This window comes from Streptomyces sp. NPDC059900 (assembly GCF_050270335.1).
Lineage (GTDB): Bacteria > Actinomycetota > Actinomycetes > Streptomycetales > Streptomycetaceae > Streptomyces.
On sequence record NZ_JBNNJZ010000276.1, the window covers coordinates 2,495 to 10,772 of the forward strand.

Genomic DNA, 8,278 nt, shown 5'->3' on the forward strand with positions numbered 1-8,278 from the left:
CGGGGTCTGGGGCGGGGTTGGGGAAATTCACACCGCGTCCGGGCCCCGTTCCCCCGTCCGTACCCGGACCACCGTCTCCACCGGGACCGCCCACACCTTTCCGTCGCCGATCTTGCCCGTGGCCGCCGCGCGGACGATTCCGTCGATGACCGCCTCCGCGTCCGCGTCGTCGACGACGACCTCGATGCGGACCTTCGGGACCAGGTCCACCTGGTACTCCGCGCCCCGGTACACCTCCGTGTGCCCCCGCTGGCGGCCGTACCCGCTCGCCTCGGTGACCGTGAGGCCCTGGACCCCCAGTTCCTGGAGTGCCGTCTTCACCTCGTCCAGGCGGAACGGCTTGATGACCGCGGTGATGAGCTTCATCGGACGGTGCTCCCCTTCATCGGGCTGACCAGGACGCCGTGATCGTAGGCCGTCTCCGCGTGATGCGTCTGGTCCAGGCCCGTCTGCTCGTCCTCGGCGGACGCCCTGAAGCCCATGAGCTTGTCGATCGCCTTGCCGATGCCGTACGTCACGGCGAAGGTGTACGCCGCCACGGCGAGCACCGCCACCGTCTGCTTGCTGAGCTGGGCGAGCCCGCCCCCGTAGAAGAGGCCTTTAGCGCCCTGAGTCATCGTGGCCGTCGCGAACAGGCCGATCAGGAGGGTGCCGACGATGCCGCCGACCAGGTGGACGCCCACGACGTCCAGCGAGTCGTCGTAGTCGAAGCGGAACTTCCACGCCACCGCGTACGAGCAGACCACGCCCGCCGCGAGACCGACCACCGCGGCGCCGAGCACCCCGACGACCCCGCACGCGGGAGTGATCGCGACCAGACCGGCCACCGCGCCCGAAGCCGCGCCGAAGGTGGTGGGGTGGCCGTCCCGCCGCTGCTCCACGAAGAGCCAGCCGAGCAGGCCCGTGCACCCGGCGAGCAGCGTGTTCAGGAGGGACGCCGCCGCGAGGCCGTTCGCGCCGAGGGCCGAGCCGCCGTTGAAGCCGAGCCAGCCGAACCAGAGCAGGCCCGCGCCCATCAGGACCATCGGCAGGTTGTGCGGGCGCATCGCGTCCTTCTTGAAGCCGATGCGCGGGCCGATGACCAGGACGAGCGCCAGGCCGGACGCGCCGGACGCGATCTCGACGACCAGGCCGCCCGCGAAGTCCAGGGCGCCCAGCGACGAGGAGATCCAGCCGTCCGGGCCCCACACCCAGTGCGCCACGGGAACGTATACGAGCAGCGCCCACACCGGCACGAAGACCAGCCACGCCGCGAACTTCGTGCGGTCCGCGATCGCGCCGCTGATCAGTGCCGTGGTGAGGATCGCGAAGGTCAGCTGGAAGGTGGTGAAGAGGAGGGTGGGGACCGTACCCGTGAGCGTGCCCGGGCCGATGCCCGCCAACCCGAGGTGGTCGACGCCGCCGATCAGGCCCGCGAACGCGTCGTCGCCGAACGCGAGCGAGTAGCCGGCGAGCAGCCACACCACCGTGACCAGGGCGATCGACACGAAGCTCATGAGCAGCATGTTCAGGACGCTTTTCGTGCGGACCATGCCGCCGTAGAAGAGCGCGAGGCCGGGTGTCATGAGGAGTACCAGGGCGGTGGCCGCGAGCAGCCAGGCGGTGTCGCCGGTGTCGGGGCCCTTGGCCGCGGCCAGGGTGGTGGTGAGGGAGTGAGCGGACTGCACGGGGAATCTCTCCTCCGGGTGGGGGCAGAGTGAGAGCGTCACCGCCCGGCGTTTCGGAACGGGCACCCCGGCGTTTCCGCCGTGTTTCGTGTTGCGTGAGAGTTTCCGACAGCTCACCGATTGCGTCGGCGGCAGCTCACCGATACCCGATCGGTGCCTCGGCGTGCTGCGGCCCTCCGTCGATCAGGGAGAATGGGCGCCATGAGCGTTCGTACCGAGTCATCCGAGCCGTCAGAATCGTCGGGGGCACCCCACCGCGCCGGCTTCGCCTGCTTCGTGGGCCGCCCCAACGCGGGCAAGTCCACCCTCACGAATGCTCTGGTCGGCCAGAAGGTGGCGATCACCGCGAACCAGCCGCAGACCACGCGGCACACCGTGCGCGGCATCGTGCACCGGGACGACGCCCAGCTGATCCTGGTGGACACCCCGGGGCTCCACAAGCCGCGCACGCTGCTCGGCGAGCGGCTCAACGACGTCGTGCGGACCACGTGGGCCGAGGTCGACGTCATCGGGTTCTGCCTGCCCGCGAACGAGAAGCTCGGCCCCGGCGACCGGTTCATCGCCAAGGAACTGGCCGGCATCAAGAAGACGCCGAAGATCGCGGTCGTGACGAAGACCGACCTGGTCGACAGCAAGACCCTCGCCGAGCAGCTCATCGCCATCGACCAGCTCGGCAAGGAGCTCGGCTTCGAGTGGGCGCAGATCGTGCCGGTGTCGGCGGTCGGCGACAAGCAGGTCCAGCTGCTCGCGGACCTGATCATCCCGATGCTCCCCAAGAGCCCGCCGCTCTACCCCGAGGGCGACCTCACGGACGAGCCCGAGCAGGTCATGGTCGCCGAGCTGATCCGCGAGGCCGCGCTCGAAGGCGTACGGGACGAGCTGCCGCACTCCATCGCCGTGGTGGTGGAGGAGATGCTGCCGCGCCAGGACCGCCCGGCGGACAAGCCGATGCTCGACATCCACGCGAACGTATACATCGAGCGCCCCAGCCAGAAGGGCATCATCATCGGCCCGAAGGGCAAGCGCCTCAAGGAGGTCGGGATCAAGTCCCGCCAGCAGATCGAGGCACTGCTCGGCACCCCGGTCTTCTTGGACCTGCACGTGAAGGTCGCCAAGGACTGGCAGCGCGACCCGAAGCAGTTGCGCAAGCTTGGCTTTTGAGCGGGGTGTCAGGGGCTCGGCAGATCACCGGCTCCGCCGCGTTCGTCCTCAATCGCCGGACGGGCTCAATCTGTCTCAGTCGACGCCCTTGATTCGTCGCACGAGCAGTGCCCCCGCCAGCCCGATCCCCGCCGCCACCAGGTACAGCACCCGATAGCCGCCCAGATGTGTCACGAGCGGGGCCGCCAGGGCGGGGGCCGCTACCTGGGGGAGCGAGTTGGCGATGTTGATGACGCCCATGTCCTTGCCGCGGTCCATGGCCTTCGGCAGGACGTCCGTCATCAGGGCGAAGTCCACCGACGTGAAGACGCCGAAGCCCACGCCCAGCACCGCCGCCGCGACGATCGCGCCCGGCCACGTCTGCCAGCCGGACAGCAGCGCGGTCGCCACCGCCATCAGGACGCCGGACCAGAGCACGAACGGTTTGCGGCGCCCCACGCGGTCCGACCAGACGCCGCCCACGACCACCGTCGCGAGCAGCGTCACGCCGTTCACCGCCGTGAGGATCAGTACGCCCTCGTCCGGGTCGGAGTAGTGCAGGCGGTCCCGCAGGTAGTAGAGGAGATAGAGCAGCACCAGGGCGTTGCTGAGGTTGATCAGGAAGCGGGTCAGCCAGGCCCAGCCCAGGTCCGGGTAGCGGCGCGGGCTCAGCCAGAAGGAGCGCGCGAAGGACCGCCACGCGAACGGCGGCCTGTCCCGCGGCGCGAGGCGCAGGTCCCGGTGGCCCAGGACGTACGGCAGCACCCCCGCCAGCGTGAACACCGCGCACGCCGCGTACCCCGCGCCCACACCCCCGGCCACCGTCGCGAGGCCCGTGCCCACCACCACGCCCAGGATCTGCGCCGCCCCGAGCCAGCCGCCCACCGCGCCCCGCTGGAGCCGCGGCACCCGGTCCGGCACGGCGGCCGTGACCGCGGCGAACGCGGCGTTCAGCGTCAGCTGCACCAGGCACCAGCCCGCCGCCATCCACCACACGGACCCCGCGGCCGATAGCAGCAGGAGCGCCGCCGCGCCGCCCGCCGTGCCCGCGACGATCCACGGCGTGCGCCGCCCGAAGCGCGACACCGTCCGGTCCGAGAGAGCGCCGAAGAGCGGGTTCGAGGCCAGGGACACCACGGCCCCCGCGCCCGCCACCCACGCAAGGACCGTCTCCTTCGACGTACCGGCCGGGGCGAGGTCCTCTGCCTGGAGGGCGAGGAGGATCTGCAGCGGGCCGTACCAGCCGACCCAGATCGCCCCGTTGGCGAGCGAGAGCGCGGCCGTCCAGCTCCGCCCGACCCGCTCGGCGGGTTCCCGCAGTGCCCCGGCGGGCTCCGCGGTCATGCCCGTTGCGCCCGAAGCGCCTCGCGCAGCCAGGCGTACGACGCCTTCGGAGTGCGCTCAAGGGTGGCTGTGTCCTCGAAGTCGACGTGCACGAGTCCGAAGCGCTGCCGGTATCCCTCCGCCCATTCGAAGTTGTCCAGCAGGGACCAGACGAAGTAGCCGCGCACGTCGACTCCCTGCGCCAGCGCCCGGTGCACCGCCCGGACATGCCCGTCGAGATAGTCGATCCGCCGCTGGTCGTCCAGCCCTTCGTACGAGCAGCCGTTCTCGGTGATGACCAGCGGCGGCAGCCGGTCGCCGTACCGGTCGCGGAAGCCGGTGAGCAGTTCGGTGAGCGATTCCGGGACCACCGGCCACCCGAAGTCCGTGACCGCGCGGCCCTCGATCTCCCTTACGGAGAAGGGGAGTTCGGGTGGCAGGGTGAGGCCGGAGAACTCTGTCGGGCCGGATGCCGCCGGGAGCGGAGCGCCCACCTTCGTCGGCTGGTAGAAGTTGATCCCGTACCAGTCGATCGGCTCGGTGATGATCTTCAGGTCCGCTTCGACGTCACCGACGGCCGCCAGCAACGCGCCGATGAAGTCCGGGTACCGGCCGAGAATCAGCGGATCCGCGAAGAGTCGGTTCAGGAGTACGTCGTAGAAGTCCGCCGCCTCCGCGTCCTCGCGCGAGGACGACGCGGGCCAGGTGGGGCCGTGCGAGTTGGCGATGCCGATGTCCGTGACCCCGGCCGCGCGCAGCGCCCGTACGGCGAGTCCGTGGGCGAGGAGCTGGTGGTGTGCCACCGGCAGCGCGTCGAACATGAGCTGCTCGCCCGGTGCGTGCTGGCCGAGGGCGTGGCCGAGGAGGGTGTGCTCGGCGGGTTCGTTGAGGGTGATCCACTTCTTGGCGCGGTCACCGATGCGCCCGGCGACCACGGCCGCGTACTCGGCGAACCGCTCGGCCGTGTCCCGCCGCAGCCAGCCGCCCTCGTCGGCGAGCGCGAGCGGCGTGTCCCAGTGGAAGAGCGTGGGGACGGGGCTTACCCCGGCCGCGCACAACTCGTCGACGAGGCGGTCGTAGAAGTCCAGGCCCGCGGCGCTCACCTCGCCCGCGCCGCCCGGCAGCACCCGCGGCCACGACACCGAGAAGCGGTACGCGCCCGCCCCCAACTCCTTTATGAGCGCCACGTCTTCGCGGTACCGGTGGTAGTGGTCGCAGGCGACGTCGGCCGTCGTGCCGTCCTTCACCCGGCCCGGCGCAGCCGTGAACGCGTCCCAGACAGAAGGGCCGCGCTCGTCGACGGCGCCCTCGATCTGGTGGGCGGACGTGGACACCCCCCACAGGAAGTCGCGGGGGAAGCGGGGTAGTGGTTCGCGCGCATCGCTCGCTGCCATGGGCGCGATCTTCCGTACGGCCGCACACGGAAGTCAATGGGCGCGCCGAGAAAAGATGAACACCTCTCAAGTTTTACGCGCCGGTCCGCACGCCTCTCTACGCGCCCTCCTTCAGTACGCGCGTGATCAGCTTCCGCTGCGGATCGGTGAGCCGCGGATCCGAGCAGTACACCGTGTGCCCGTCCACGGTGAGCTGGTAGTTGAAGCCGTCCGGCACCCCTATCGGCGGCGTGCTCCGGCCCTCGGCCAAGGCCTCCTCGGCCAGGGCCTGCCACTCGTGGGCATCGGGCAGTCCCGAGGTGTCGATCTCGGCGTGCCGCTCGATGCCCGCGAATCCTCCCGTGCGCTTCACCTGGATACGCATGGAACCTGTCTACTCCATGGGGAGGGCAGTGGGTAGGTCAGTTTGTGGGCACCTTGACCTGGGACCACGCGTCGATGACGGCCTTCAGCTCGTCGCCGTCGCCGTACTTCTCGCGCGCGGCGGCCACCGTCAGCTTCGCGAAGTCCGCGAAGGAGGCATCCTGCGCGAGCCGGCCGCCGGTCAGGACGGCGTACCAGATCTGTCCGGCCCGCTCCCACGCGTTGCCGCCGAGGGCGTCGGCGACCAGGTAGAAGGCGCGGTTGGGGATGCCGGAGTTGATGTGCACGCCGCCGTTGTCGCGCCCCGTGCGGACGTAATGGTCCATGTCGGCGGGCTGCGGGTCCTTGCCGAGCACGTCGTCGTCGTAGGCCGTGCCGGGCTCCTTCATGGAGCGCAGTGCCTTGCCCGTGACACGCGGGGCGAGCAGTCCGGCGCCGATCAGCCAGTCCGCGTCGGCGGCGGTCTGGCCGAGCGTGTACTGCTTGATGAGCGAGCCGAAGACATCGGCGAACGACTCGTTCAGGGCGCCGGGCTGGCCGAAGTAGGTGAGGTTCGCGGTGTACTGCACGACGCCGTGCGTCAACTCGTGGCCTATGACGTCCACCGGAATGGTGAAGTCGAGGAAGATGTCGCCGTCGCCGTCGCCGAACACCATCTGCTCGCCGTTCCAGAAGGCGTTCCCGTACTTCTCGCCGTAGTGGACGGTCGCGTTCAGCGGCAGGCCGCTGCCGTCGATGGAGTTGCGCCGGTACGTCTTCAGGTACAGCTCGAAGGTCGCTCCGAGGCCCGCGTACGCGCGGTTGACGGTCGCGTCCTTGCCGGGGCGCTCGCCCTCGCCGCGGACCTTGCGGCCCGGCAGCTCGGTCTTGTGCTTCGCGTCGTGGATCGTGCGGTGCGGTTTGTCCTCGGCCGCTTCCTTGGGCAGCGAGACGGGCGGGGCGCCGATGACGGTGGTCAGCCGGCGGCGGGTGCGCTCGATCGAGTCGCGCTCAAGGGTGCGTCGAGCGGGACCTGCGAGCGTGGCGTCGTCACTCTGGGCCAGAGTGTCGAGCACGTGAGGCGGAATGATGGTGCAGAAGACAGGCTCGAAGCCTGGATTGGCGGTCATGGCGGCAATGTGGCACTGGGTCATGCCGCTGTCACTACCTGCAACCATGATTAGTGAAATAGAGGTATTGATCACCTCTTAGTCGTTAACTGAACACGATCCCGCATACTGATACGGACCCGCGCGTACAGCGCGGCTCGGCTAGGCTTCGGAGCATCATGCGTTACGGGCTGCTTCTCCTTAGCTGCCGCGGCGAGGGCCTGTAGTCGAGGCCGACCCCCTCCCCGCGGAGTTCGGTGTTGCTCGCGAAGCGACCGTCGGCCGTCCTTAAGGACACTCCCGAGGAGCCCCCGCATCATGGCGATCAAGCCCAATCTGCAGCGTGCCACTTCCATGCCGGTCCACAAGTACGGCCAGTACGACCAGGTCGACATCCCCGACCGCACGTGGCCGGACAACCGCATCACGGTCGCTCCCCGCTGGCTCTCCACGGACCTGCGTGACGGCAACCAAGCGCTGATCGACCCGATGTCCCCGGCGCGCAAGCGCGAGATGTTCGACCTGCTGGTCCGCATGGGCTACAAGGAGATCGAGGTCGGCTTCCCCTCCTCGGGCGCGACCGACTTCGACTTCGTACGGTCGATCATCGAGGACGGCGCGATCCCGGACGACGTCACGATCTCCGTCCTGACGCAGGCCCGCGAGGAGCTGATCGCCCGCACCGTGGAGTCGCTGGTCGGCGCCAAGCGCGCCACCGTCCACCTGTACAACGCGACCGCGCCCGTCTGGCGCGAGGTGGTCTTCCGCGGCTCGAAGGACGCGGTCAAGCAGATCGCCGTCGACGGCACGCGCCTGGTCATGGAGTACGCGGAGAAGCTGCTGGGCCCCGAGACGGTCTTCGGCTACCAGTACAGCCCCGAGATCTTCACGGACACCGAGCTGGACTTCGCCCTGGAGGTCTGCGAGGCCGTCTGCGACGTATGGCAGCCCGCCGAGGGCCGCGAGATCATCCTGAACCTGCCCGCCACGGTCGAGCGCTCGACGCCCTCCACCCACGCGGACCGCTTCGAGTGGATGTCCCGCAACCTGACCCGGCGCGAGCACGTCTGCCTGTCCGTCCACCCGCACAACGACCGCGGTACCGCGGTGGCCGCCGCCGAGCTGGCCATCATGGCCGGCGCCGACCGCATCGAGGGCTGCCTGTTCGGCCAGGGCGAGCGCACCGGCAACGTCGACCTGGTCACCCTGGGCATGAACCTCTTCTCGCAGGGCGTCGACCCGCAGATCGACTTCTCGGACATCGACGAGATCCGCCGCACCGCCGAGTACTGCAACCAGATGG

At 69.7% G+C, this 8,278-nt stretch carries 8 protein-coding genes; 2 read left to right on the plus strand and 6 right to left on the minus strand.

Annotated elements, in window-relative coordinates; genetic code table 11:
- Positions 1 to 27: 27 nt before the first annotated feature.
- Together ACQKIP_RS28630 and ACQKIP_RS28635 are read right to left on the minus strand one after the other, a co-directional pair.
- Entirely contained in the window at positions 28 to 366 is a 339-nt protein-coding gene (locus tag ACQKIP_RS28630; RefSeq protein WP_365857910.1) for a P-II family nitrogen regulator, read from the minus strand.
- Positions 363 to 1,667, minus strand: coding sequence for an ammonium transporter (locus tag ACQKIP_RS28635; RefSeq protein WP_365857912.1), 1,305 nt, complete (start codon positions 1,665 to 1,667; stop codon positions 363 to 365). The genes ACQKIP_RS28630 and ACQKIP_RS28635 overlap by 4 nt, the downstream gene beginning before the upstream one ends.
- A gap of 192 nt (positions 1,668 to 1,859) precedes the next feature.
- Here ACQKIP_RS28635 and era point away from each other — a divergent pair, with 192 nt between their 5' ends.
- Positions 1,860 to 2,828, plus strand: coding sequence for a GTPase Era (era, locus tag ACQKIP_RS28640; protein ID WP_365857914.1), 969 nt, complete (start codon positions 1,860 to 1,862; stop codon positions 2,826 to 2,828).
- A gap of 75 nt (positions 2,829 to 2,903) precedes the next feature.
- Here era and ACQKIP_RS28645 read toward each other — a convergent pair whose 3' ends face one another.
- The 4 genes from ACQKIP_RS28645 to ACQKIP_RS28660 all read right to left on the minus strand — a co-directional run bounded on the left by ACQKIP_RS28645 (position 2,904) and on the right by ACQKIP_RS28660 (position 6,996).
- A complete protein-coding gene (locus tag ACQKIP_RS28645) occupies positions 2,904 to 4,151 on the minus strand; it encodes an MFS transporter (protein ID WP_365857916.1) in 1,248 nt (415 codons plus the stop codon).
- Positions 4,148 to 5,524: a GH1 family beta-glucosidase gene (locus ACQKIP_RS28650; protein ID WP_365857918.1), complete on the minus strand. Its 1,377-nt coding sequence runs from the start codon at positions 5,522 to 5,524 to the stop codon at positions 4,148 to 4,150. The genes ACQKIP_RS28645 and ACQKIP_RS28650 overlap by 4 nt, the downstream gene beginning before the upstream one ends.
- 97 nt (positions 5,525 to 5,621) lie before the next feature.
- The gene (locus tag ACQKIP_RS28655) at positions 5,622 to 5,888 is read right to left on the minus strand and encodes a protealysin inhibitor emfourin (protein ID WP_365857920.1); all 267 of its coding nucleotides are present in this window, start codon (positions 5,886 to 5,888) and stop codon (positions 5,622 to 5,624) included.
- A 37-nt stretch (positions 5,889 to 5,925) separates the two neighbouring features.
- Positions 5,926 to 6,996, minus strand: a complete 1,071-nt coding sequence (locus ACQKIP_RS28660) for a M4 family metallopeptidase (RefSeq protein ID WP_365857922.1) — start codon at positions 6,994 to 6,996, stop codon at positions 5,926 to 5,928.
- A 297-nt stretch (positions 6,997 to 7,293) separates the two neighbouring features.
- Between ACQKIP_RS28660 and ACQKIP_RS28665 the strand changes: the two genes are divergently transcribed.
- Positions 7,294 to 8,278, plus strand: a 985-nt coding sequence (locus tag ACQKIP_RS28665) for a 2-isopropylmalate synthase (RefSeq protein WP_427744518.1), incomplete at its 3' end; no start/stop codon positions are given.

Excerpts from the sequence above, each read along its gene's own strand:
- ACQKIP_RS28630 (WP_365857910.1), bottom strand. The coding sequence starts at position 366 with ATGAAGCTCATCACCGCGGTCATCAAGCCGTTCCGCCTGGACGAGGTG.
- ACQKIP_RS28655 (WP_365857920.1), bottom strand. The coding sequence starts at position 5,888 with ATGCGTATCCAGGTGAAGCGCACGGGAGGATTCGCGGGCATCGAGCGG.
- era (WP_365857914.1), top strand. The coding sequence starts at position 1,860 with ATGGGCGCCATGAGCGTTCGTACCGAGTCATCCGAGCCGTCAGAATCG.
- ACQKIP_RS28660 (WP_365857922.1), bottom strand. The coding sequence starts at position 6,996 with ATGACCGCCAATCCAGGCTTCGAGCCTGTCTTCTGCACCATCATTCCG.
- ACQKIP_RS28650 (WP_365857918.1), bottom strand. The coding sequence starts at position 5,524 with ATGGCAGCGAGCGATGCGCGCGAACCACTACCCCGCTTCCCCCGCGAC.
- ACQKIP_RS28645 (WP_365857916.1), bottom strand. The coding sequence starts at position 4,151 with ATGACCGCGGAGCCCGCCGGGGCACTGCGGGAACCCGCCGAGCGGGTC.